22 protein-coding genes are annotated in these 24755 nt (G+C 61.4%); 17 read left to right on the top strand and 5 right to left on the bottom strand.

What is annotated here, in order from left to right; translation table 11 throughout:
• Positions 1 to 13 precede the first annotated feature (13 nt).
• From BW979_RS21180 to BW979_RS21155, 6 genes are all read left to right on the top strand, one after another.
• On the top strand, positions 14 to 1741 hold the full coding sequence (locus BW979_RS21180; RefSeq protein WP_076385552.1) for an autotransporter assembly complex protein TamA: 1728 nt from the start codon (positions 14 to 16) through the stop codon (positions 1739 to 1741).
• Positions 1738 to 5424, top strand: coding sequence for a translocation/assembly module TamB domain-containing protein (locus BW979_RS21175; RefSeq protein WP_076385550.1), 3687 nt, complete (start codon positions 1738 to 1740; stop codon positions 5422 to 5424). Before BW979_RS21180 ends, BW979_RS21175 begins: the two co-directional genes overlap by 4 nt.
• A gap of 223 nt (positions 5425 to 5647) precedes the next feature.
• Positions 5648 to 6121 (top strand): MarR family winged helix-turn-helix transcriptional regulator, encoded by a 474-nt coding sequence (locus tag BW979_RS21170; RefSeq protein WP_047229308.1) that lies wholly within the window; start codon positions 5648 to 5650, stop codon positions 6119 to 6121.
• Entirely contained in the window at positions 6118 to 7587 is a 1470-nt protein-coding gene (locus tag BW979_RS21165) for an efflux transporter outer membrane subunit (protein ID WP_076385548.1), read from the top strand. Before BW979_RS21170 ends, BW979_RS21165 begins: the two co-directional genes overlap by 4 nt.
• Before the next feature lie 15 nt (positions 7588 to 7602).
• Entirely contained in the window at positions 7603 to 8805 is a 1203-nt protein-coding gene (locus tag BW979_RS21160) for an efflux RND transporter periplasmic adaptor subunit (protein WP_047229310.1), read from the top strand.
• A 200-nt stretch (positions 8806 to 9005) separates the two neighbouring features.
• Positions 9006 to 10535: a DHA2 family efflux MFS transporter permease subunit gene (locus BW979_RS21155; protein WP_076385545.1), complete on the top strand. Its 1530-nt coding sequence runs from the start codon at positions 9006 to 9008 to the stop codon at positions 10533 to 10535.
• Between the two features lie 144 nt (positions 10536 to 10679).
• Here BW979_RS21155 and BW979_RS21150 read toward each other — a convergent pair whose 3' ends face one another.
• Positions 10680 to 11429 carry a UDP-2,3-diacylglucosamine diphosphatase gene (locus tag BW979_RS21150; RefSeq protein WP_076385543.1) on the bottom strand — a complete coding sequence of 250 codons (750 nt, stop codon included), beginning with the start codon at positions 11427 to 11429 and terminating at the stop codon, positions 10680 to 10682.
• A complete protein-coding gene (locus BW979_RS21145; protein ID WP_047229369.1) occupies positions 11426 to 11929 on the bottom strand; it encodes a peptidylprolyl isomerase in 504 nt (167 codons plus the stop codon). Before BW979_RS21145 ends, BW979_RS21150 begins: the two co-directional genes overlap by 4 nt.
• A gap of 249 nt (positions 11930 to 12178) precedes the next feature.
• Between BW979_RS21145 and BW979_RS21140 the strand changes: the two genes are divergently transcribed.
• The 3 genes from BW979_RS21140 (at position 12179) to BW979_RS21130 (ending at position 15929) form a co-directional block, all read left to right on the top strand.
• Entirely contained in the window at positions 12179 to 13876 is a 1698-nt protein-coding gene (locus BW979_RS21140; RefSeq protein ID WP_076385540.1) for a glutamine--tRNA ligase/YqeY domain fusion protein, read from the top strand.
• Positions 13877 to 13897: 21 nt separating this feature from the next.
• Positions 13898 to 15280 carry a cysteine--tRNA ligase gene (gene cysS, locus BW979_RS21135; protein WP_047229314.1) on the top strand — a complete coding sequence of 461 codons (1383 nt, stop codon included), beginning with the start codon at positions 13898 to 13900 and terminating at the stop codon, positions 15278 to 15280.
• 193 nt (positions 15281 to 15473) lie between these two features.
• On the top strand, positions 15474 to 15929 hold the full coding sequence (locus BW979_RS21130; protein ID WP_076385538.1) for a DUF2214 family protein: 456 nt from the start codon (positions 15474 to 15476) through the stop codon (positions 15927 to 15929).
• 202 nt (positions 15930 to 16131) lie between these two features.
• On the opposite strand, the gene csrA is transcribed toward BW979_RS21130, so the two are convergent.
• Positions 16132 to 16326 carry a carbon storage regulator CsrA gene (gene csrA, locus BW979_RS21125; protein WP_003179932.1) on the bottom strand — a complete coding sequence of 65 codons (195 nt, stop codon included), beginning with the start codon at positions 16324 to 16326 and terminating at the stop codon, positions 16132 to 16134.
• A 248-nt stretch (positions 16327 to 16574) separates the two neighbouring features.
• Here csrA and BW979_RS21120 point away from each other — a divergent pair, with 248 nt between their 5' ends.
• On the top strand, positions 16575 to 16940 hold the full coding sequence (locus tag BW979_RS21120; protein ID WP_047229316.1) for an SPOR domain-containing protein: 366 nt from the start codon (positions 16575 to 16577) through the stop codon (positions 16938 to 16940).
• A 157-nt stretch (positions 16941 to 17097) separates the two neighbouring features.
• On the opposite strand, the gene BW979_RS21115 is transcribed toward BW979_RS21120, so the two are convergent.
• Both BW979_RS21115 and BW979_RS21110 read right to left on the bottom strand, forming a co-directional pair.
• Positions 17098 to 17787, bottom strand: a complete 690-nt coding sequence (locus tag BW979_RS21115) for an endonuclease (protein ID WP_047229317.1) — start codon at positions 17785 to 17787, stop codon at positions 17098 to 17100.
• Positions 17788 to 17792: 5 nt separating this feature from the next.
• Complete coding sequence (locus tag BW979_RS21110; RefSeq protein ID WP_076385536.1) at positions 17793 to 18092, bottom strand: DUF1654 domain-containing protein; 300 nt, start codon at positions 18090 to 18092, stop codon at positions 17793 to 17795.
• A gap of 133 nt (positions 18093 to 18225) precedes the next feature.
• On the opposite strand from BW979_RS21110, the gene BW979_RS21105 reads away from it, so the two are divergent.
• The 7 genes from BW979_RS21105 (at position 18226) to rbsD (ending at position 24745) form a co-directional block, all read left to right on the top strand.
• Positions 18226 to 18672 carry a hypothetical protein gene (locus tag BW979_RS21105; protein WP_047229319.1) on the top strand — a complete coding sequence of 149 codons (447 nt, stop codon included), beginning with the start codon at positions 18226 to 18228 and terminating at the stop codon, positions 18670 to 18672.
• 168 nt (positions 18673 to 18840) lie between these two features.
• Positions 18841 to 19797 carry a sugar ABC transporter substrate-binding protein gene (locus BW979_RS21100; RefSeq protein WP_047229320.1) on the top strand — a complete coding sequence of 319 codons (957 nt, stop codon included), beginning with the start codon at positions 18841 to 18843 and terminating at the stop codon, positions 19795 to 19797.
• A 58-nt stretch (positions 19798 to 19855) separates the two neighbouring features.
• Positions 19856 to 21409 (top strand): sugar ABC transporter ATP-binding protein, encoded by a 1554-nt coding sequence (locus tag BW979_RS21095; RefSeq protein WP_076385534.1) that lies wholly within the window; start codon positions 19856 to 19858, stop codon positions 21407 to 21409.
• A complete protein-coding gene (locus tag BW979_RS21090) occupies positions 21406 to 22383 on the top strand; it encodes an ABC transporter permease (RefSeq protein WP_076385532.1) in 978 nt (325 codons plus the stop codon). Before BW979_RS21095 ends, BW979_RS21090 begins: the two co-directional genes overlap by 4 nt.
• Before the next feature lie 3 nt (positions 22384 to 22386).
• Complete coding sequence (locus tag BW979_RS21085) at positions 22387 to 23406, top strand: LacI family DNA-binding transcriptional regulator (protein ID WP_076385530.1); 1020 nt, start codon at positions 22387 to 22389, stop codon at positions 23404 to 23406.
• A 23-nt stretch (positions 23407 to 23429) separates the two neighbouring features.
• Positions 23430 to 24344 carry a ribokinase gene (gene rbsK, locus BW979_RS21080; protein WP_076385528.1) on the top strand — a complete coding sequence of 305 codons (915 nt, stop codon included), beginning with the start codon at positions 23430 to 23432 and terminating at the stop codon, positions 24342 to 24344.
• Positions 24341 to 24745, top strand: coding sequence for a D-ribose pyranase (gene rbsD, locus BW979_RS21075; protein WP_076385526.1), 405 nt, complete (start codon positions 24341 to 24343; stop codon positions 24743 to 24745). Before rbsK ends, rbsD begins: the two co-directional genes overlap by 4 nt.
• Positions 24746 to 24755 lie beyond the last annotated feature (10 nt).

The raw sequence follows: 24755 nt of genomic DNA, 5'->3' as shown, positions 1-24755 counted from the left end.
TAGCATCCGCGCCATGAATTTCCCAGGACGAATGACCAGTGGTGCGCTCTTGCTGTCCCTCAGCTGCGCGGCACTGGCACAAAGTGAATTGGATGTACGGGTCAAGCCGTCCAACGACCGCCTCAAGGCTAACGTTGAAGGCTATATCGGCGGCGTGGGCGATCGTGACGAAGAGGCCTTGCTGCGTTTCAGTCGGGGCGCCGAAGAACAGGCGCGCAAAGCCGCCCAGGCGTTGGGTTACTACCAGCCGCAGATCGACAGTGAGGTCGAGGGCGGCAAGACCCCGCGTCTGATCCTGACCATCGACCCTGGCGAGCCCGTGCACCTGCGCAATGTCACCGTGCGCATCGATGGCCCGGCCGCTTCCCTCAAGGCTTTTCGCGTACCCGACAACGCCGCGCTCAAACCTGGCGCGGTGCTTAATCATGGGCGCTATGAAGACGCCAAACGGATCATCCAGAACCAAGCCTCGCGCTATGGGTTTTTCAGCGGGCGATTTGTCAGCCAGAAGCTGTTGGTGGACCCCCAGGCCGGCGTGGCCGACATCGAGCTGGTCTACGACAGCGGCCCGCGCTACGCCCTGGGCCCGGTGAGTTTCGAGGGTGACACGCCCTTTGATGAAGAGTTGTTGCAGCGCATGGTGCCGTTCAAGGCGGGCGAGGCGTACGACTCGGAACTCATCGCAGAACTCAACCAGGCCCTGCAATCGAGCGGATATTTCGAAGGCGTTCGGGTGGACGCGGCACCGACCGCCGCCACCGATAACGTGATCCCGGTGGCGGTCAAGCTCGAGACCCGAAAGCCGCGCACCATGGGCCTGGGCCTGGGGTTCTCCACCGACGTCGGCCCGCGGGCCAAGGCCAATTGGACGCGCCACTGGGTCAATCCCCAGGGCCACAGTTATGGCTGGGAAGCCGAAGTGTCGGCGCCCCGGCAGAACGTTGGCCTGTGGTACGACGTCCCCCTGGACCCGCCGTTGACCGACAAGATGCGCTACGCCGGTGGCTATCAATATGAAGAGCTGTCCGGCACCGATAGCCTCAGCAAGCTGCTGACCGTGGGCCCCGAATGGCACAGCAAGTTGCCCAGTGGCTGGCAACGGGTGGTGTCGCTCAAGTGGCAGCGCGAGGAGTATCGGCTCGGCGACGATTCGGGCCTGAGCACCTTGCTGATGCCGGGCGTGAGCTATTCCTACCTGCGCAGTGACAACCGCATCGATCCGCGCAACGGCTATCGCATTCAATTCGACACCAAGGTCGCCAAGGAAGGGCTTGGATCGGACAACAACCTTTTATATGGCACGGCCATGGTCAAGGGCCTGACTACGGTGTTCGACAAGCATCGTCTGCTGGCCCGGGCCCAGGTCGGTGGCAGTGCCACCAATGGCTACAAATCCATCCCGCCATCCCTGCGCTTCTTCGCCGGTGGCGACCAGAGCGTGCGCGGTTACGATTATCAGAGCCTGTCACCGGAAAACTCCGAAGGGGATCGCATCGGTGGTCGCTACATGGTCGCCGGCAGCCTCGAGTATCAGTATTCGATTGCGCAAAAATGGCGGGTGGCGACCTTCGTCGACCAAGGCAACTCCTTTAACAGCCTTGAGCTGCCGAGCCTCAAGACGGGTGTCGGCGTCGGTGTGCGCTGGGTGTCGCCGGTGGGGCCGATCCGCCTCGACCTCGCCCATGCGCTGGACGACGACGGCGGCATTCGCTTGCACTTTTCCATGGGGCCCGAGTTGTGAATCGCGGTTTGAAAATAGCGCTGCTGGCGCTCGGCACGTTGCTGCTGGTGGTCTTGCTGACCCTGGGCATCGTGCTCGGCACGCAATGGGGCAGCCGTTGGGCGCTTGGTGTTGTGCCGGGTTTGAGTACGGATAATTTTCAGGGACGGTTGGGCGGCCAGTGGAGTGCCGACCACCTGTTGTGGCAGCAGGACAGCAGCCGAGTGGAACTCGATCAGGTGATTTTCGCCTGGTCGCCGCTATGCCTGGCGCGCATGACCCTGTGCATCGATCAGCTCAAGGCCGACAAGGTCAGCCTGCAATTTCCTCCGTCCGCTGACGAACCGAGCAGCGGTCCGATCACCTTGCCGGACCTGAACTTGCCGCTTGCCCTGGAACTGGGCGACGTGCAGGTCGGCAGCCTGTTGTTCAATGGCAGCGAACAGCTCAAGGGCTTGCAACTGGCCGCGCATTGGACCGCCCAGGGTCTGCAGATCGACTCGGTGCAGCTGCAGCGCGACGAGCTGAGCCTGACGCTGTCCGGTTTGCTGCAACCCGGCGGCGACTGGCCGCTGAAGGCCCAGGGCCGGTTGACCTTGCCGGCGCCAGGCGCCACGCCTTGGACGCTGGACCTGAACATCGATGGCAATCTGCTCAAAACCCTCAACCTCAACGCCGACAGCAGTGGTTATCTGCAAGGCCGGTTGGTCGGTGAGCTGCAACCGCTGGCGGACAACCTGCCGGCCAAGGTACGCATCACCGCTGACGGCTTCAGGGCCAGCGCCGATCTGCCGGATACCCTGATGCTCAATCAATTGGAGCTGACGGGCGAAGGCGATCTGAACAGCGGCTACCAGTTGCTTGGCAAGGCAACGTTGCCCGCCGAAAAAGGCCCGGTGGCCTTGCTGCTGCAAGGCAAAGTGGACGCCAACGGTGCGCAGATCGCCGGCCTGGACCTCAACGCCAGTGATCAGCAATACCTCAAGCTCACCGGCCAGCTGGATTGGCGCGAAGGCCTGAGCGCCGAGGCGAAAATCGCCTGGCTGGACTTCCCCTGGCATCGCCTCTATCCGCTGATCGACGAGCCGCAAGTGACGCTGCGCAGTTTCAACGGTGAAGTGTCGTATACCGATGGCAAATACCTGGGTAATTTCCAGGCGGCGCTGGACGGTCCCGCCGGAGCGTTCAGCCTGGACAGCCCGTTCAGCGGCGACCTGACGACGATCCATTTGCCGGAACTCAAACTCGCCGCCGGGCAGGGCAAGGCCGAAGGCCATCTGAACCTGGAGTTTGCCGACGGCATCGCCTGGGACACGGCGCTGGAACTGTCGGCCATCAACCCGGCGTACTGGCTGGGGGAGCTGCCCGGCACCCTGGCCGGGCCGTTGCGCAGCAAGGGTTCGATGAAAAATGACCGTCTGGAGCTTGATGCGGACCTGGACCTCAAGGGCAAGTTGCGCGGCCAACCGGCGCTGTTCCAAGCCAAGGCCAACGGTGTTGGCGAGCAGTGGAACCTCAGCGCGCTGGACATTCGCCTGGGTGACAACCGCATCAACGGCACGGGCAGCCTGCAAGAAAAACTCAGCGGTCAGATCGATATCAAACTCTCGCGCCTGGCCCAACTCTGGCCGCAATTGCGCGGCCAGTTGGTGGGTCGCCTCAACGTGGCCGGGACCCTCAAGGCCCCCCAAGGCAAGCTCGACCTGCAAGGCACGCAACTGGCGCTGCAGGACAACCGCCTGCAAAGCCTGAACCTGGATGCGACCCTCGACAGCGCGCAGCGCGGCAAGGTTGACCTCAAGGCCAGCGGCATTCGGGCGGGTGACACGTCGCTCGGTGTCCTGACGGTGAGCGGGCAGGGCGACATCAGGCAGCAAAAACTGACCCTCGACCTGCAAGGGCCACAGCTGGAAACGGCCCTGGCGCTCGATGGCGTGCTCGACCAAGGCAACTGGCGCGGGCGTCTCAGCACTGGCAATGTGCAGGCCGGCGGCCAGGCCTGGCGTCTGCAAGCCCCGGCCAAGCTGGAGCGCCTGGCCAACGGCACGCTCAACCTGGGGGCCCACTGTTGGCGTTCCGGCGAGGCCAGCCTGTGTGGTGAGGATCAGCGCCTGATGCCGGAGCCGAAGCTGCGCTATCACCTCAAGCAATTCCCCATCGAAAGCCTGGCCCAGTGGATGCCCAAGGATTTTGCCTGGCAGGGCCGACTCAACGCCGACCTGCAACTGGACCTGCCGGCCAGCGGCCCGAACGGGCGCATTCTGGTGGACGCCAGCGGCGGCACTTTGCGGATCCGGGACAAGGACCGCGACACTGAGCAATGGCTGGACTTCCCCTACCAGACCTTGACCCTCGACAGTCGCCTGACGCCCAAGCGGATCGACACCAGCCTGAATTTCGTTGGGGCCAAGCTGGGCGAACTGATGCTCCAGGCGCAGATCAACCCATTGCCCGCCAGCAAACCGCTGAGCGGCTCATTCCGCCTGAGCGGCCTGGACTTGTCCGTGGCGCGGCCATTCCTGCCAATGATGGAAACCCTCACCGGTCACCTGAATGGCAGCGGCACGCTGTCGGGTGGTTTGTTGGCGCCCCAGGTCAACGGCAACCTGATGATCAGCGATGGCGAAGTGTCCGGCCCGGAACTGCCGGTCAGCCTCGAAGACTTGCAGATGCGCGCAACGATTGCCGGTGAAACGGTGCGCCTCAACGGTGACTGGAAAAGCGGCAAGGGCGGCCGAGGCAGCTTGACCGGGGACATCGGCTGGGGCGAAGCCCTGAGCATGAACCTGGCGCTCAAGGGTTCGCAATTGCCGGTCACCGTCGAGCCTTACGCGGTGCTGGAGGTGGCGCCGGACCTGACCATCACGATGCAGGGCGAGCGGCTTTCCATCGCTGGCAAGGTCCTGGTGCCCAAAGGCGAAATCACCGTGCGCGAACTGCCGCCGTCTACCGTCAAGGTGTCGGATGACACGGTGATCGTCGGCCACCAGACCGAGGAGGGCAAGACACCGATGGCCATGGCGATGGACATCGATGTAATCGTGGGCCAGGAAAAGCTCGCGTTTTCGGGCTTCGGCCTGACGGCCAACGTCCAGGGCCAGGTGCACATCGGCGACAACATGGACACTCGCGGTGAACTCTGGCTCAACGACGGTCGCTACCGGGCCTATGGGCAACGGCTGACGGTGCGTCGGGCGCGGCTGCTGTTCGCCGGGCCGATCGACCAACCCTACCTGGATATCGAAGCGATTCGCCAGACCGACGACGTGATCGCCGGTATTCGTTTGAGCGGCAGTGCCGAACAGCCGACCACGCAAATCTTCTCTGAACCGGCCATGAGCCAGGAGCAGGCGTTGTCTTATCTGGTACTCGGCCGGCCGCTGAGCACCACGGGCGAGGACAACAACATGCTCGCCCAGGCGGCGCTGGGCCTGGGGCTGATGGGCAGTGCGGGGGTGACCACCAGCCTCGCCAACAATCTGGGGATCGAGGATTTCCAGCTCGACACCCAGGGCAGCGGCGATGCCACCAGCGTCGTGGCCAGCGGCAATCTGACGGAAAAACTCAGCCTGCGTTACGGCGTCGGCGTGTTCGAACCGGCCAACACCATCGCCCTGCGCTACAAACTCAGCAAGCGGGTGTACCTGGAAGCCGCCAGCGGCGTCGCCAGCTCCCTGGATATCTTCTACAAGCGCGATTTCTAAGCCTTCGCGCCACCTCCTGTGGGAGCGAGCCTGCTCGCGATAGCGATGTATCAGCCGACTCAATGTTGACTGTCACGACGCTATCGCGAGCAGGCTCGCTCCCACATTTTTTATCTGCGTTTGTCGGGTTGTGCATAGCAAGCTAACTATTTGTTTGACATTTGCTGCCTAGGCAGTAACATCTCGACATACATTCACTGCCTAGGCAGTAAAAGGTGGTCAGATGAAACATTTCACCCCGGACGATTTCCACAATTGCCACCTTGGCATGCTGCTCGGTCGTGCCGCGCTGCTCAAAGACCGAATCATCGATACCCACATGGAACCCGTCGGCATCACCGCCGCGCAGTTCAAGGTGTTGATCATCATGGCCCAGCACGGCATCGATACGCCGGTCGAGCTGTGTCGGTACCTGTCCCTGGACAGCGGCTCAATGACGCGAATGGTCGATCGTCTGGAGCAGAAAGGTTTTCTGATCCGCCAGCGCTCGGCGGATGACCGTCGGCAGGTGCGACTGGTGCTGACCGAAGCCGGCCAGGCCCTGGCCGATCGCCTGCCTGTTATCGGCGCCGATGCCATGAACCAGTTGGCGGGCGCCATCAGCCGCGAGGAGTTGCAAATCCTCGAACAAATCCTCAAGAAAATTCTGCTCGCCGCCGGTGATCCCATCACCGTGTTGCGGTTGGGGGACAAATGAGTCGTAAAACCTTGCGTACCCGCATCAGCCTGGTGTTGCTGGCCATGAGCCTGGCCGGTTGTGCCAGTTACAGCGGCCTGAACACCGAAGGCGTCCGCCTTGAGGCTCAAAACCTCAAGGCCGGGCAATCTCTCAACGGCGTCACGCTGTCACCCGCTTCCTGGCCGAAAAGCGATTGGTGGAAAAGCCTCGGCGATCCACAACTCGACGGTCTGATCCACGAAGCGTTGCGCGACAGCCCGGACATGCAGATCGCCAGCGCTCGGGTGCATCAGGCCAGTGCCGCTGCCTACGCCGCCAATGCGGCGCGCATGCCGACCCTGGACGCCAGCGCCAGTGTCAGCCGTTCGCGGCTGGCCCGTGACCAGGACCCGCAAGGGCAGGGCGGGGCGTACAGCACCCTGCGTTCGCTGGGCGTGGATTTCAATTACAACTTCGACCTCTGGGGCGGCCAGCGTGCGGCCTGGGAAGCGGCCCTGGGCGAGGCCCGCGCCGCCGAGATCGACCGGCAGGCCGCTCGCCTGACACTCGCCGCTGACGTGGCGAGGGCCTACAGCGATCTGGGGCAGGCCCATATCATTTATGACCTGGCCTCCGAGGACCTCAAGCGCACCCGGCAAATGCTCGATCTGGGCGAGCGCCGCCTCAGCGCCGGGATCGACAGCGAATATCAGTTCCAGCAGACCGAAAGCCTGGAAGCCAGCGCCGATGCGAGCCGGATCGACGCAGAAAAACGCCTGCAAAGCGCAAAAATCGCCTTGGCGGTGCTGTTGGGCAAGGGGCCGGACCGCGGCAATGAAATTGCTCGCCCTCACGTGCTGCAAGCCAGCGCCGTTGCCCTGCCGTCGAACCTGCCAGCCGAATTGCTGGGCCGTCGTCCGGATCTGGTCGCCGGTCGTTGGCGAGTCGAGGCGGCGGGCAAGGACATTGAAGCCGGCAAGACTCAGTTCTACCCCAACCTCAACCTGAGCGCGGCGGCGGGGGTGCAGTCGTTGTTGGGAGACGCGATGTTCGGTTCGGCCAGCCGCTTTTTCAACGTAGCGCCGACGGTGTCGCTGCCGATCTTCGACGGTGGGCGACTGCGGGCGGACCTGGATGCCCGGGATGCTGATTACGACATGGCGGTGGCGCAGTACAACAAGAGTCTGGTCAAGGCCCTTGGAGATGTCAGCGACACCATCAACCAGTTGCGCGACATCGCTCGGCAGATCGCCGCGCAGCAACACGCTACCGATATCGCGCAGAACTCTTACGACACCGTGGTCCAGCGCTATGGCTCCGGCATCGGAAATTACCTGGACGTGCTGAGCATCGAGCAGCAATTGCTCCAGGCCCAGCGCCAACTGGCGAACCTGAATGCCGAGCAGATCGACCTGTCGATCCAACTGATGCAGGCCCTGGGCGGTGGCTTCGAGGCCGACACCCTGGCTTCGGCCGCGCCGGCCTCCACCACGTCGCACAACTGATTCGAGGTACTTGTCATGGCTACTGCCGAAACTACCCAACCCTCTGAAACTGCCCAGGACAGCAGCAACCCGCGCAAGCGCAAGCTGATGCTGCTGGGACTGGCACTGATTGTCGTCCTGGGTGGCCTGGGCGTCTGGGCCTGGCACGAACTGTATGGCCGCTGGAGCGAGAGCACCGACGACGCCTATGTGAACGGCAACGTGGTGGAAATCACGCCGCAGGTCACCGGCACTGTGGTGAGCATCGGTGCCGACGACGGTGATCTGGTGCGTGAAGGCCAGGTGCTGGTGCAGTTCGACCCGAACGACGCCGAGGTCGGGCTGCAAAGTGCCCAGGCCAACCTGGCCCGTACCGTGCGCCAGGTGCGTGGCTTGTACAGCAACGTCGATGGCATGCGCGCCCAGGTCAAAGCCCAGGAGGCCGAAGTACAGAAGGCCCAGGAGAACTACAACCGACGCAAGAACCTGGCGGCCGGCGGGGCGATTTCCCGGGAGGAACTGTCCCACGCCCGTGACGATTTGACCTCGGCGCAGAATGCGTTGGCCAACGCCAGACAGCAACTCAAGACCTCCAGTGCCTTGGTGGATGACACCGTGGTGGCTTCCCATCCAGACGTGCAATCGGCCGCCGCGCAATTGCGTCAGGCCTACCTGACCAACGCCCGCAGCACCTTGATCGCGCCGGTCACCGGATACGTCGCCAAGCGCACGGTGCAGTTGGGCCAGCGGGTGCAGCCGGGCACGGCGCTGATGGCGGTGATTCCGCTGGATCAGTTATGGATTGACGCCAACTTCAAGGAAACCCAGCTGCGGGACATGCGCATCGGCCAGCCGGTGGACATCGAAACCGACCTCTATGGCAGCGACGTGAAGTACAGCGGCACCGTCGACAGCCTCGGTGCGGGCACCGGCAGCGCGTTTGCCTTGTTGCCAGCGCAGAACGCCACCGGCAACTGGATCAAGATCGTGCAGCGGGTGCCGGTGCGTATTCATATCAACGCCCAGGAACTGGCCAAGCATCCGCTGCGGGTCGGCCTGTCGACCCAGGTCGACGTCAACCTGCGCGACCAGAGTGGTCCGGTGCTGGCCCAGCAACCACCGAAACAAGCCTCTTTCAGCACCCAGGTCTATGACCGGCAACTGGTCGACGCCGACGCGATGATCAGCCGGTTGATCCACGAAAATAGTGCCGCTGCCAGCAAGACCGCCCAGCGCTGAGGTAGCCATGCCTGGCGACTTGGGTAATGACCTGAACCTGTGGGAGCGAGCCTGCTCGCGATAGCGGTGGATCAGCCCGTGTTGATGGCGACTGAAAATCCGCCATCGCGAGCAGGCTCGCTCCCACAGTTTTGTCCCCCATTTCAACCGGGACTTTTGCGCAACTTTGTCATGTCCGCTTCGCTTCATAGGATTTCGCAATGAGCAATAACGCGTCCTTCACGCCGCCCAGCCTGCTGCTCAGCACCATCGGGCTGTCGTTGGCGACGTTCATGCAAGTGCTCGACACCACCATTGCCAACGTCGCCTTGCCGACCATTTCCGGCAACCTGGGTGTCAGTTCGGAGCAGGGCACTTGGGTCATCACCTCGTTCGCGGTGAGCAACGCCATCGCGCTGCCGCTGACCGGCTGGCTCAGCCGTCGGTTTGGCGAGGTGAAGCTGTTTTTGTGGGCGACCCTGCTGTTCGTGCTCGCCTCGTTTCTGTGCGGTATCTCCACTTCGATGCCGGAGCTGATTGGCTTTCGTGTCCTTCAGGGGCTGGTGGCCGGGCCGTTGTACCCCATGACCCAGACCTTGCTGATTGCCGTGTATCCGCCGGCCAGGCGCGGCATGGCCCTGGCGTTGCTGGCGATGGTCACGGTGGTGGCGCCGATCGCCGGGCCGATTCTCGGCGGCTGGATCACCGACAGCTACAGTTGGCCGTGGATCTTCTTTATCAACGTGCCCATCGGGATCTTCGCCGTGATGGTGGTGCGCCAGCAACTGAAGGCGCGGCCGGTGGTCACCAGCCACCAGCCAATGGATTACGTGGGGTTGATCACGCTGATCATCGGTGTCGGTGCGCTGCAGGTGATCCTCGACAAAGGCAACGACCTGGATTGGTTCGAGTCGAACTTCATCATTATCGGAGCGCTGATCTCGGTCATTGCCCTGGCGGTGTTTGTGATCTGGGAAATGACCGACCGCCATCCGGTGGTCAATCTGCGGCTGTTCGCCTACCGCAACTTTCGCATCGGCACCATTGTGCTGGTGGGGGGCTACGCCGGGTTCTTCGGCATCAACCTGATCCTGCCGCAGTGGTTGCAGACCCAGATGGGCTACACCGCCACCTGGGCCGGGCTGGCGGTGGCGCCCATTGGCATCCTGCCGGTATTGATGTCGCCCTTCGTTGGCAAATACGCCCACAAGTTCGACCTGCGCCTGCTGGCCGGGCTGGCGTTTCTGGCCATCGGCCTGAGCTGCTTCATGCGCGCCGGGTTCACCAACGAAGTGGATTTCCGGCACATCGCCCTAGTGCAGTTGTTCATGGGGATCGGCGTGGCGCTGTTCTTCATGCCGACCTTGAGCATCCTGATGTCGGACCTGCCGCCACAACAGATCGCGGATGGTGCGGGACTGGCGACGTTCCTGCGCACCCTGGGCGGTAGCTTTGCCGCATCGCTGACCACCTGGATCTGGATACGCCGGGCCGACCAGCACCATGCCTACCTGAGTGAAAGCATCAGCACCTATGAGCCGGCCACCCGCGAGGCGCTTAACCATCTCGGTGGCGCGAGCACACCGGCTTATGCCCAGCTCGACCAGATCCTCAACAGCCAGGCGTACATGCTCTCCACCGTGGATTACTTCACGCTGCTGGGTTGGGCGTTCATGGGCTTGATCGTGTTGGTGTGGCTGGCGAAACCGCCGTTTGCGGCGAAGGCGGGGCCTGCGTCGGCGGGGCATTGATTCAGAAGTGAAATGCAATCCACTGTGGGAGCGAGCCTGTGGGAGCAAAGCTTGCTCGCGATGAACGATGACACGGTCTTGCAGTGGAACCGTGTCGCCTGCATCGCGAGCAAGCTTTGCTCCCACAAGGGATATCTGCGTTCTTCAGTTGCTTGGCAACGCCAACTGCGTATTGCCAAAACCAAACGGCGCCAAGGCAAACCCCTGTTCATCCACCTGCAACGCCCAGCCTTGCTTGTCCCAATCCCCCAGCACAATGCGCCGGGCAGCGTGTTCGCCCAGTTGCAGCTTATGGATAGCGGGGCGGTGGGTGTGGCCGTGGATCAAGGTCTTCACGCCGTATTCCTGCATGATCCGCGGGATCTCTTCGGGCGTGACGTCGACGATGTCATTGGCTTTCATTCGCGTCTGCGTGCGGCTTTCGCTGCGCAGTTTGCGCGCCAGTTTCTGGCGACTGCCCAATGGCAGGTGACGCAGGATGAACAGCGTGACCGGGTTGCGCAGCCAGCGCCGCAACTTCATGTAGCCTTCGTCGCGGGTGCAGAGGCTGTCGCCGTGCATCAGCAGCACCGGTTCGCCGTTGAACTGCACGACACTGGGGTCCTTGAGCAGGGTGCAGCCGGCCGCTTTGCAGAAGGCTTGCCCGAGCATGAAGTCACGATTGCCGTGCATCAGGAAAATGGCCGTGCCGCTGTCGCTCAATTCGCGCAGGGCCTGGCAGATGGAACGCTGGAACGGCGTCATGGCATCGTCGCCGATCCAGGCTTCAAAAAAGTCGCCCAGGATGTACAACGCTTGCGCCGAGCGGGCGCGTGTGGCGATCAAATCCAGAAACGCCCGGGTAATGTCCGGGCGCTCCTCTTCCAGATGCAAGTCTGAAATCAGCAGTATCACTCAATGATCTCGGCTTTCTCGATGATCACGTCTTCTGCTGGCACGTCCTGGTGGCCGGCCTTGGACGTGGTGGAAACGCCTTTGATCTTGTCGACCACGTCGGTGCCTTCAACCACTTTGCCGAACACCGCGTAACCCCAGCCCTGGGTGGTCTTGCTGCTGTGGTTCAGGAAGCTGTTGTCGGCCACGTTGATGAAGAACTGCGCGGAAGCCGAATGCGGTTCCATGGTGCGGGCCATGGCGACGCTGTACTTCTCGTTCGCCAGACCGTTGTCGGCTTCGTTCTGGATGCTTGGGCGCTTGTCTTTCTTTTCTTTCATGCCTGGCTCGAAACCGCCGCCCTGGATCATGAAGTTGCCGATTACACGGTGGAAAACGGTGTTTTCGTAGTGGCCGGCCTTGACGTATTCAACGAAGTTGGCAACGGTGATCGGTGCCTTCTCGGCGTTCAGTTCCAGGACGATGTCGCCGTGGTTGGTGGTCAGTTTGACTTGAGTCATGATCGCTACTCTTTCAAGGAATTCGTGGGTTTCGGGGCTTTGCTGCCCGCAACCGGTCTGGCTTTAATCGGCCAGGCTGGGCAGTTTAGCGCGCCGAGCGGGTTTTTCGAGGCTGTTTTTCATCGGGTCGTCGATTAAATTCAATCGTTTACCGACCTGGCCTGTCAGGTGCTTGACAGCATCGGCTATGATACGGGCTTTGATTTATCAGGCCGCACCCGGCCGCGCACTTGTACGTTCAAGGATCCTATGAGCAAGCCCACTGTCGACCCTACCTCGAATTCCAAGACCGGCCCGGCCGTGCCGGTCAATTTCCTGCGCCCGATCATCCAGGCGGACCTGGATTCGGGTAAGCACACGCAGATCGTCACCCGTTTTCCGCCGGAGCCCAACGGCTACCTGCACATCGGTCACGCCAAGTCGATTTGCGTGAACTTCGGCCTGGCCCAGGAGTTTGGCGGCGTCACGCACTTGCGTTTCGACGACACCAACCCGGCCAAGGAAGACCAGGAGTACATCGACGCGATCGAAAGCGACGTTAAATGGCTGGGTTTTGAATGGGCCGGTGAGGTGCGCTATGCCTCGCAGTATTTCGACCAGTTGCACGACTGGGCGGTGGAGCTGATCAAGGCCGGCAAGGCCTACGTGTGCGACCTGACCCCCGAGCAGGCCAAGGAATACCGTGGCAGCCTGACCGAGCCGGGCAAGAACAGCCCGTTCCGTGATCGCAGCGTCGAGGAGAACCTGGACCTGTTCGCCCGCATGCGCGGCGGCGAGTTCCCGGACGGCGCACGGGTGCTGCGCGCGAAGATCGACATGGCCTCGCCGAACATGAACCTGCGCGACCCGATCATGTACCGCATCCGTCACGCCCATCACCACCAGACCGGCGACAAATGGTGCATCTACCCCAACTATGACTTCACCCACGGTCAGTCGGACGCCATCGAAGGCATCACCCACTCGATCTGCACCCTGGAGTTCGAAAGCCATCGTCCTTTGTACGAGTGGTTCCTGGAGCACCTGCCGGTGCCGGCTCAGCCGCGCCAGTACGAATTCAGCCGCCTGAACCTGAACTACACCATCACCAGCAAGCGCAAGCTCAAGCAACTGGTGGACGAAAAGCACGTCAACGGCTGGGATGACCCGCGCATGTCGACGCTGTCGGGCTTCCGTCGTCGTGGCTACACGCCAAAATCGATCCGCAACTTCTGCGAGATGGTCGGCACCAACCGTTCCGACGGCGTGGTGGACTTCGGCATGCTGGAATTCAGTATCCGCGACGACCTGGACCACAGCGCCCCACGCGCCATGTGCGTGCTGCGTCCGTTGAAAGTGGTGATCACCAACTACCCGCAAGACAAAGTCGAGAACCTCGAGCTGCCTTGCCACCCGAAAGAAGACATGGGCGTGCGCGTCCTGCCGTTCGCCCGGGAAATCTACATCGACCGTGAAGACTTCATGGAAGAGCCGCCAAAAGGCTACAAGCGCCTGGAGCCTGCCGGTGAAGTGCGCCTGCGCGGCAGCTACGTGATCCGCGCCGACGAAGCGATCAAGGACGCCGACGGCAACATCGTCGAACTGCATTGCTCGTACGATCCCGAGACCCTGGGCAAAAACCCGGAGGGTCGCAAGGTCAAGGGCGTGATCCACTGGGTGCCGGCCGCTGCCAGCGTCGAGTGCGAAGTGCGCTTGTACGATCGCCTGTTCCGTTCGCCGAACCCTGAAAAGGCCGAGGACAGCGCCAGCTTCCTGGACAACATCAACCCTGACTCCCTGCAAGTACTCACTGGTTGTCGTGCCGAGCCTTCGTTGGGCAACGCACAGCCGGAAGACCGTTTCCAGTTCGAGCGCGAAGGTTACTTCTGCGCGGATATCAAGGACTCGAAACCCGGTGCTCCGGTATTCAACCGTACCGTGACCTTGCGCGATTCCTGGGGTCAGTGATCAAGTCTTAAGGGAAACCCTGTGCTTACGATCTACAACACGCTCACCAAGAGCAAAGAAGTCTTCAAGCCGCTGGACGGTAACAAGGTCCGCATGTACGTCTGCGGGATGACCGTGTACGACTACTGCCACATCGGCCATGGTCGCAGCATGGTCGCTTTCGACCTGGTGACCCGCTGGTTGCGTTTCAGTGGTTATGACCTGACCTACGTGCGCAACATTACCGACATCGAAGACAAGATCATCAACCGTGCCCGGGAAAACGGCGAGCCTTACGATGCGCTGACCGAGCGCATGATCAAGGCCATGCACGAGGACGAGGCGCGCCTCAATATCCTCAAGCCGGACCTGGAGCCCCGTGCCACGGACCACATCCCAGGCATGCTGGCGATGATCCAGACCTTGATCGACAAGGGTTACGCCTACGCACCGGGCAATGGCGACGTGTACTACCGCGTCGCCAAGTTCATGGGCTACGGCAAGCTGTCGCGCAAGAAAATCGAAGACCTGCGCATCGGCGCGCGCATCGAAGTCGACGAGTCGAAACAGGACCCGCTGGACTTCGTGCTGTGGAAAGCCGCCAAGCCGGGTGAGCCGAGCTGGGAGTCGCCGTGGGGCGCCGGGCGTCCGGGCTGGCACATCGAATGCTCGGTGATGTCGACCTGCTGCCTGGGCGAGACCTTCGACATTCATGGCGGCGGCAGCGACCTGGAATTCCCGCACCACGAAAACGAAATCGCTCAGAGTGAAGCGGCCACCGGCAAGACCTACGCCAATGCGTGGATGCATTGCGGCATGATCCGGATCAACGGCGAGAAGATGTCCAAGTCCTTGAACAACTTCTTCACCATCCGCGACGTGCTCGACAAGTACCACCCGGAAGTCGTGCGTTACCTGCTGGTGTCCAGTCACTATCGCAGCGCCATCAACTATTCGGAAGACAACCTCAAGGACGCCAAGGGCGCCCTGGAGCGGTTCTACCATGCGTTGAAGGGCCTGCCGAAGGTCCCGGCCGCCGGTGGCGAAGCCTTCGTCGCGCGCTTCACTGAAGTGATGAACGACGACTTCGGCACGCCGGAAGCCTGCGCGGTGCTGTTCGAGATGGTGCGCGAGATCAATCGTCTGCGGGAGAGTGATCTCAACGCGGCGGCGGGTCTGGCGGCGCGTCTGAAAGAACTGGCCGGCGTCCTGGGTGTGTTGCAGCTCGAGGCGGATGATTTCCTTCAGGCCGGTGCCGAAGGTCGCGTGGACGCCGCCGAGGTCGAAGCGTTGATCCAGGCGCGCCTGACTGCGCGGGCCAACAAGGACTGGGCAGAATCCGACCGCATCCGCGACCAGCTCACCGCCATGGGCGTGGTGCTGGAAGACGGCAAGGGCGGGACGACCTGGCGCTTGGCTGACTGAGTCCTTACGCAATACCCCTGTGGGAGCGAGCCTGCTCGCGATGACGGAGTGTCAGACAACATTGTTGTCGACTGATACACCGCTATCGCGAGCAGGCTCGCTCCCACAGTTTTTTGTATGCCTATCCTGGCAATCATCCTGTTATGAGCTAGTACTGTCAGGTCGATTCGACATCCTCTGACAGGAATCTTCCATGTTGGCTCATTGGTCTCTTGCGGCAATTCATCTTCTGGCTTTCGCCCTGGGGTTCTGGGCGGTACTTACCCGTGGCACGGCGTTGCGACGCCTGGCGGGCGGGACGGACGCGGTTCGAAATGTCTTGATGGCGGACAACCTGTGGGGGCTATCGGCGGTGGTCCTGCTGGTGACCGGCGGGATGCGTGCTTTTGGTGGGTTTGAAAAAGGCACGGACTATTACCTGCACCAACCGCTGTTTCACCTGAAGATGACGTTGTTCGTGCTGATCCTGTTGCTTGAAATCGCGCCGATGATCGCGCTGATCAAATGGCGGATGGCGCTGGGCAAAGGGCGTGCGATCGATCCTTCGAAAGCTGGCCGGTTTGCGCGGATCAGTCACATTGAAGCTTTGTTGCTGGTGCTGATGGTGGTCGCTGCCACAGGAATGGCTCGCGGCGTGGGGCTGGGTTGAGCCGCCACGAATACCTGCTTCATCGCCATTAAAACGAAACGTCTGACAGCCATGCTATGAGCCATGTCATTAGTATCGGTTTGACGGGATGAACGAAAAAATCAAAGGCGAGATGGAGCGGGGATGATGAGGGACAGTCGGCATGAATCTTTAGCCAGCCTTGCGACGATGCAGAAGGGCTGGCTACGGACTGCTACAGGGCTCAGGGCGTTTGCGGCTTGTCAGGGGCGGTAAGGCCCGCCTGAATGCGCTGATAAATCTCTTCGCGATGCACCGCAACGTTTTTCGGAGCGTTGATGCCGATACGGACTTGTTGGCCGCTAACGCCCAGAATGGTGATCGTGATGTCGTCACCAATGTTTATGCTTTCACCGACTTTGCGGGTGAGTATCAGCATGGTGTTCTCCTTGATTGCTTTATAGGGCACCTGATTCAGGCAGTGCAGATGTCGGTACTGCTTATAGATTAGTGCCAAGTGTCACAATGTGGGTGCCTCTTTCTGACGCGCAGACGCAGCATTAATTCCCAGGGTGCGACTATACAGAGACGCCGTGCAGGTTTCTCGTGTTTTGAGCGCTGTTTACGGCGTTATTGACGGGCTTGAGTGTTAAAATCCCCGCTCCATGTCTTCCGGGGTAAAACGTTGTGCGCAAATTGGCTTGGGTAATCGCGGTATTGGCGCTGGCAGGATGCGGTGAAGGGCGTGACGTCGACACACCGAAGCCAAAGGTGGCGGCAACCACTGCACCGAGCGCCGCCGCTGCGCCGCAATGGGGCGTCGAGGTCCGGGGCGAAATCCCGCAAGCGGTCAGCGACCTGACCGCCTGGCTCATCGAGCACAGTTTTGTATCGAGTGTGGTGAAAGACAATGGCAAGGACCGGGTTCTGGTCGGGCCTTTCAATTCAAAGGCTGAAGCCGAGGCGAAGCAGGAGCAATTGAACGCCGCCCTGGTTCGAGCGAAAAAGCGCAACATCGAGTCGCTGGTGGTGGATTACCCAAGCGCTCAATAAACCCCGCAGAGCAGAACAGTCAGGTAAGCCACAACACCTGTGGGAGCGAGCCTGCTCGCGATAGCAGTGGCTCAGCCAACGTTGACGTTGACGGGCATGCCCCTATCGCGAGCAAACAAGCTCCCACAGTTGATTGGCGCTGTTTACCCATGCGAGATCAACCGCAGGCCTTCAAATTCACCGGGCCCACGAACTCGTTGCCACGCCCCATCACGCACGCCACGCTCTGGTTGCGCTGGCGCTCCCAGCTCTGTACCGGGTATGTCTTGTCCCAGGCTTCATACAGGCGCCGGTCCTGTTTCGAAAGGCGCAGGCCGTATTGTTTGCTCATGTAGAAATACGTCCGGGCGATCATTCCACGGATGGAAGGGCGGGGCATGACTTTCTTGGCCTTGAAATCCACCTGGGTCAGGCATGAGCCGTACTGGCCCGTCTGCGCCGGCAGCCAGCCAAAGCTGAAGTTGCTGCGGTCGCCGTTCACTTCCCCGATGCTGGGCACCAGGTTATGAAGATCGGCCTCGGCCCGTTGATAGACCGGGTCGTGGCGGGTGCAATTCTTCCGCCCGCCTTGTTGCCAGCATTGACGCTGATGCCCGATCTGCCACGCCGGGACGATATGCTCCCACTCGATACGCGCGGCGCGATTGGCGTTTTTGCGCGGCACATAACCGCAGGCTGCCAGGTTCACGCGATTGCCTGAGTATTTGCAGCCACAGTAGAACTCGGTGGATTGGGGGGCATAGAGTTTCCAGGCGACTTTCTTGGCCTCGCTGAACGTGCGGGGCGCATCGGCCTGCGCGCCCATGGCGACAATCGCAAGCAATAAAGCAAAACAACGAACACTCATCAGGCTCAATCTTCCTTCGGCACAACCCAGAACACCTGCACACCGCCATCGTCGCGATAGGCGAGGGTCACATTGTCGTTCTCGTCGATTTCTTCCAGCAGGCGCTCCCACTCATCCACCGGCTCCTCGGGAAGCCGGAAGATCAGGGCCGCCTTGGCTTTTTGTGCGGTGGGGGAGTTGATGATTTTCGAGACCCGCAGGCCGAGGCGGGTATAGGAATCTAAGGGGGTAGTTGCAGCGGACGGCGTTGCCACAGGATTATCCTTATTGAGCTGTACGTGCGTACAGTATTTAACCGTAGGCATTTACGCAACTGCTTAAAATTCAAGAAAATCCTCTGACAACGCTTTTTCCGTTTTGGTGTAGGAAAAATTAAGCTAAAGAAGCCGCTCAAGCAGTCGATGGCCTTCGTAGGAATCTTATCCATGGAGTTTTGTTATGTCGTTTTCCGTCGGCTTTCCAAATGCAGCTGCCGTCACCATCGGCGGCCAGTCCGCGGCCACGCTCAAGGCCTTGAGCCAAGCGAGCGCTGAGGCAGCCGATGAGACCCTTGGTCAAACGCAGGCGCCAGGCCAGGTTCGTACGAGCATGAGCCCTGCGTCCGAAGGCAAGACCGAAAAGAGCGGGAGCACCCAGAGCATTGCCGTGCAGGTGTTGCTCAAACGCATGCAAGAGCTGCAACAGCAGCTCAGAGAACAGCAACAGCAGTTGTCTGCTGCGCAGAAGCAGGTCTATCCGACACCCGAAGCCAAAACCACTGCGGTCATGGCGATACAAGGCCAGATTGCCGACACCAGCGGTGCGTTGCTGGAAGTCACTGGCCATCTGATCACAGAGCTGGCCAAGGGCTCCGGCTCGGGTGCCCTGGTCAACACGACCGTCTGATCCCCAGCCTTGCGGTGAAATCCGCACGTTGACAAAACCCGGAAGCTTTACCATAGTTCCTTTCACGCAAACGTTTGCGCAGCCTTCGTTGATGCTTGGCGACGGCCTGTGGAACGACTTCCCGTGCAACGATTTTGCTCAAAATAATCATAAAATCGGAGTGAACCCATGAAGTTGCCATTCGCTGGACGCCTTCTCGCCGTCGCCATGCTCGCCGCCGCATCCGCTGCGCTGCCTTTCTCTTCGGCATTTGCCCAGACCCCGGAAAAACCCAAGGTTGCCCTGGTCATGAAATCCCTGGCCAACGAGTTCTTCCTGACCATGGAAGATGGCGCCAAGGCCTATCAGAAGGAACACTCCGCCGATTTCGACCTGATCTCCAACGGGATCAAGGATGAAACCGACACCGCCAACCAGATCCGCATTGTCGAGCAGATGATCGTGTCCAAGGTCGATGCCCTCATCATCGCACCAGCCGACTCCAAGGCCATGGTGCCGGTGATCAAGAAAGCCGTCGACGCCGGCATCACCGTGATCAACATCGATAACCAGCTCGATCCGGACGTGGTCAAAAGCAAAAACATCACCGTGCCGTTCGTAGGCCCGGACAACCGCAAGGGCGCGCGCCTGGTGGGTGAGTACCTGGCCAAGCAGCTCAAGGCTGGTGATGAGGTTGGTATCATTGAAGGCGTGTCCACCACCACCAATGCCCAGGCACGCACCGCCGGCTTCAAGGATGCAATGGAAGCGGCGCAGATCAAGGTCGTTTCCCTGCAATCGGGCGACTGGGAAATCAACAAGGGCAATCAGGTTGCCGCCTCGATGCTCAGCGAATACCCGAACATCAAGGCACTGCTGGCCGGTAACGACAGCATGGCGGTCGGCGCGGTATCGGCCATCCGCGCTGCCGGCAAGGCGGGCAAGGTAAAAGTGGTCGGTTATGACAACATCAACGCCATCAAGCCCATGCTCAAGGACGGTCGCGTCCTGGCGACTGCCGATCAGTTCGCCGCCAAACAGGCTGTTTTCGGCATCGAGACGGCCCTGAAGATCCTCAAGGGCGAAGCCGTCGACAGCGGCACTAACGGCGTTATCGAAACTCCGGTCGAGCTGGTGACCCAGTAGTTATCCTGGCGACACAACGACGCTCGTCCTTGCTGGCGAGCGTATTGGAGAGTTTTTTATGTCCGTTCGCGACCCGAACGCTGTACTTTCGGTCAGCGGCATCGGCAAGACCTATGCCCAACCGGTACTGAGCGACATCGACCTGACGTTGATGCGCGGCGAAGTGCTGGCGCTGACCGGCGAAAATGGCGCCGGCAAGAGCACCCTGTCCAAGATCATCGGCGGGCTGGTGACGCCGACCACCGGGCAGATGCAATTCCAGGGGCAGGATTATCGTCCCGGTAGTCGTACCCAGGCTGAAGAGCTGGGCGTGCGCATGGTCATGCAGGAGCTCAACCTGCTGCCGACACTTTCCGTGGCCGAAAACCTGTTCCTCCACAACCTGCCCAGTCGTGGCGGCTGGATCAGTCGCAAGCAACTGCGCAAAGCGGCGGTCGAGGCCATGGCCCAGGTGGGGCTCGATGCAATCGACCCTGACACACTGGTCAGTGAGTTGGGCATCGGTCACCAACAGATGGTCGAAATCGCCCGCAACCTGATCGGCGATTGCCATGTGCTGATTCTCGACGAGCCGACTGCGATGCTGACCGCTCGTGAGGTGGAGATGCTCTTCGAGCAGATCACTCGTCTGCAGGCGCGGGGCGTGTCGATCATTTATATTTCCCATCGCCTCGAAGAACTGGCTCGGGTGGCTCAGCGCATTGCGGTACTGCGCGACGGCAACCTGGTCTGCGTCGAGCCGATGGCCAACTACAACAGCGAGCAGTTGGTGACGCTGATGGTCGGGCGGGAGCTGGGCGAGCACATCGACCTGGGCCCGCGCCAGATCGGCGCGCCGGCGTTGACCGTCAACGGCTTGAGCCGTTCGGACAAGGTCCGCGATGTGTCCTTCGAGGTGCACAGCGGCGAGATATTCGGTATTTCCGGGTTGATCGGGGCAGGGCGCACCGAGCTGCTGCGGTTGATCTTCGGCGCCGATGCGGCCGACAGCGGCACGGTGGCGCTGGGTTCGCCGGCCAATGTCGTCAGCATTCGCTCGCCGTCCGATGCGGTGGCCCACGGCATCGCGCTGATCACCGAGGACCGCAAGGGCGAAGGCCTGCTACTGACTCAATCCATCGCCGCCAACATTGCCTTGGGCAACATGCCGGAAATCTCCAGCGCCGGCTTCGTCAATGGCAGCGAAGAGTTCGCGTTGGCGCAGCGACAGATCGACGCCATGCGAATCCGCAGCTCCAGTCCGACACAGTTGGTGTCCGAACTGTCGGGCGGCAATCAACAGAAGGTGGTGATCGGCCGCTGGCTGGAACGCGATTGCTCGGTATTGCTGTTCGACGAGCCGACCCGAGGCATCGACGTCGGCGCCAAATTCGACATCTATGCGCTGCTCGGTGAGCTGACGCGCCAGGGCAAGGCGTTGGTTGTGGTGTCCAGCGACCTGCGGGAATTGATGCTGATCTGTGACCGGATCGGCGTGCTGTCCGCCGGCCGCCTGATTGACACCTTCGAGCGCGACAGCTGGACCCAGGATGACTTGCTTGCCGCCGCATTCGCCGGCTACCAGAAACGTGATGCGTTGCTCAACGAAGCAGCGCCTAGGGACTTCTCATGAAAACCGTATCGGCCGTCGGCAAACCGAGTGGCAACTTCTATGGCCTGGGCACCTACCTGGGACTGGCCGGGGCCTTGTTGGCGATGATCGCGTTGTTCTCGGTCCTGAGCAGCCATTTTCTTTCGTATGACACCTTCAGCACCCTGGCCAACCAGATTCCAGACCTCATGGTGCTGGCGGTCGGCATGACCTTCATCCTGATCATCGGCGGTATCGATCTATCGGTGGGGTCGGTGCTGGCCCTGGCCGCATCGACGGTGAGCGTGGCGGTGTTGGGCTGGGGCTGGAGCGTCGGGCCGGCGGCGTTGTTGGGAATGGCCGTGGCGGCCCTGGCCGGCACCGTTACCGGTTCGATTACCGTGGCGTGGCGGATCCCATCGTTCATCGTTTCCCTCGGCGTGCTGGAAATGGCCCGAGGCCTGGCGTACCAGATGACCGGCTCGCGGACGGCCTACATCGGGGATTCCTTCGCTTGGCTATCCAATCCAATCGCCTTCGGTATTTCGCCGTCATTCATCATTGCCTTGCTGGTGATCTTCATCGCCCAGGCTGTGCTGACCCGCACCGTGTTTGGCCGTTATCTGATCGGTATCGGCACCAATGAAGAAGCCGTGCGATTGGCGGGTATCAATCCAAAACCATACAAGATCCTGGTGTTCAGCCTGATGGGGTTGCTGGCCGGTCTGGCCGCGCTGTTCCAGATTTCCCGTCTGGAAGCGGCCGACCCGAACGCTGGTTCGGGGCTCGAGCTGCAGGTCATCGCTGCTGTGGTCATCGGCGGCACGAGCCTGATGGGCGGGCGCGGTTCGGTCATCAGCACCTTCTTTGGCGTGCTGATCATCTCCGTGCTGGCCGCGGGCCTGGCGCAGATTGGCGCCACCGAACCGACCAAGCGCATCATTACCGGCGCGGTGATTGTGGTTGCGGTGGTGCTCGATACTTACCGCAGTCAGCGCGCCAGTCGGCGGGCCTGAACCATGGCGACGATCAAGGATGTGGCGGCGCTCGCGGGAATTTCCTACACGACCGTCTCCCACGTAGTGAACAAGACGCGACCGGTCAGCGAAGAGGTGCGGCGCAAGGTCGAGGCCGCCATCGAGCAGCTCGACTACGTGCCCAGCGCGGTGGCCCGCTCGCTCAAGGCCAAGACCACTGCAACCATTGGCTTGCTGGTGCCCAACAGCCTCAACCCCTACTTTGCCGAACTGGCCCGGGGGATCGAGGATTACTGTGAGCGCAACGGCTACTGCGTGATCCTGTGCAACTCCGACGACAACCCGGACAAGCAGCGCAGTTATCTGCGGGTGCTGCTGGAAAAACGCATCGACGGTCTGATCGTCGCTTCCGCCGGCGGCGATGCCGGTCTCGCCCAGGGGCTGACCAGCGTGCGTACGCCCATGGTCATCGTCGACCGTGGGCTCGACGGTGTCGACGCGGACCTGGTGCGCATCGACCATGAACACGGCGCCTACCTCGCCACCCGGCACCTGCTGGAGCTTGGCCACCGTGATATCGCCTTTATCGGTGGCCCGGCGGACACCAGCGTGGCGCAGATGCGTCTGGCCGGTTACTGCCGCGCCCTGAAAGAAGCCGGGGTCGAGCTGCCCGTCGAACGCATGCTCGAAAGCGATTTCACCAGCACCGGTGGTTATCAGGCGGCGGCCAGGCTGCTCGAACAACGGCCGCCCAGTGCGATTTTTGCGGCCAACGACATGATCGGAATCGGTGTGCTGCGCGCCGCCGCCGAGCGCAACGTGCGCGTGCCCAGTGAACTGTCGGTCATTGGTTTCGATGACATTCAGATGAGCCGTTATGTCTATCCGGCGCTGACCACGGTGGGGCAGTCGATCCTGCAGCTCGGTGAGATGGCCGCTGAAGTGCTGTTGCGGCGGATCGCAACGCCGGGGCTGGCCACCGATCAGCGCATCGTGACACCCAGCATTGTCTTGCGAGAGTCGACTGCACCGCTGTCAGGTACATTCGCCCAATACCGCTGAACCGAATTGATGAGTGAAGACGTATGCCAGCAAAAGTAGTGGTAGTAGGCAGCCTGAACATGGACCTGGTGACCCGTGCACCGCGTCTGCCCAGGGGCGGTGAAACGCTGATTGGTGAATCGTTCTGCACCATCCCGGGCGGGAAGGGCGCCAATCAGGCTGTGGCCGCGGCGCGCCTGGGAGCGAAGGTGTCCATGGTCGGTTGCGTGGGCAGTGATGCCTATGGCCAGCAATTGCGCGGGGCGCTGCTGGCCGAGGGCATCGATTGCCAGTCGGTCAGTGTCGTGGCCGGCTCCAGCGGCGTTGCGCTGATCGTTGTCGACGACAACAGCCAGAATGCGATCGTTATCGTCGCCGGGGCCAACGGCGTGCTTACCCCTGATGTCCTGGACCGGTTCGATGAGGTGCTGCGCGGCGCCGACGTCATTATCTGCCAGCTCGAGGTGCCGGACGCGACCGTCGGGCATGCACTCAAGCGCGGTCGGGAACTGGGCAAGACCGTCATCCTGAACCCGGCGCCGGCCTCCCGGCCCTTGCCGGCCGACTGGTACGCCTGTATCGACTATCTGATTCCCAATGAGAGCGAAGCCGCCGTGCTGAGCGGGCTGGCGGTGGACTCTCTGGAAACCGCCGAAGCGGCCGCGACGCAATTGCTCGCCGCTGGTGCCGGCAAGGTGATCGTGACCCTGGGCGCCCAGGGTCTGATGTTCGCCAACGGCGCGAGTTTCCAGCACTTCCCGGCGCCGTTGGTCAAGGCGGTGGACACCACGGCGGCCGGAGACACTTTTGTCGGCGGCTTCGCCGCAGCCTTGGCTGACGGCAAAAGCGAGGTCGAGGCGATTCGTTTTGGTCAGGTCGCCGCCGCGTTATCGGTCACCCGCGTGGGGGCGCAGCCCTCCATTCCCACCCTGCTGGAAGTACAGGCTTTCAAATCATGAAAAAGACGCCGTTGTTGAATATCGCGCTGTCGCGACTGATCGCTTCCCTTGGCCATGGCGACAAGGTGGTCATCGGTGATGCGGGTTTGCCGGTGCCTCCACAGGTCGAGTTGATCGACCTGGCCCTGACCCACGGCATCCCGGATTTTGTCAGCACCCTGAAAGTGCTGCTCAGCGAAATGCAGGTGGAGAGCCACATACTCGCTGAAGAGATTTTCGATAAACAACCTGCGGCCCTGGCGACACTGGAGGCACTGCATGCCGATGGCGCGCTGGGGGCGCGGGAGCTGGTCAGCCATGAACAATTCAAGGCGGTCAGCAGGCAAGCTCGGGCGATTATTCGCACGGGAGAATGCTCCCCGTATTGCAACATCGTGTTGATTGCCGGAGTAACGTTCTAACCTTCTCAAC

Source organism: Pseudomonas sp. A214 (assembly GCF_900156295.1).
In the GTDB taxonomy this organism is placed as follows: domain Bacteria; phylum Pseudomonadota; class Gammaproteobacteria; order Pseudomonadales; family Pseudomonadaceae; genus Aquipseudomonas; species Aquipseudomonas rhizophila.
Note: the sequence above shows the minus strand (reverse complement) of the source record. Positions and strands in the feature narration are given on the sequence as shown.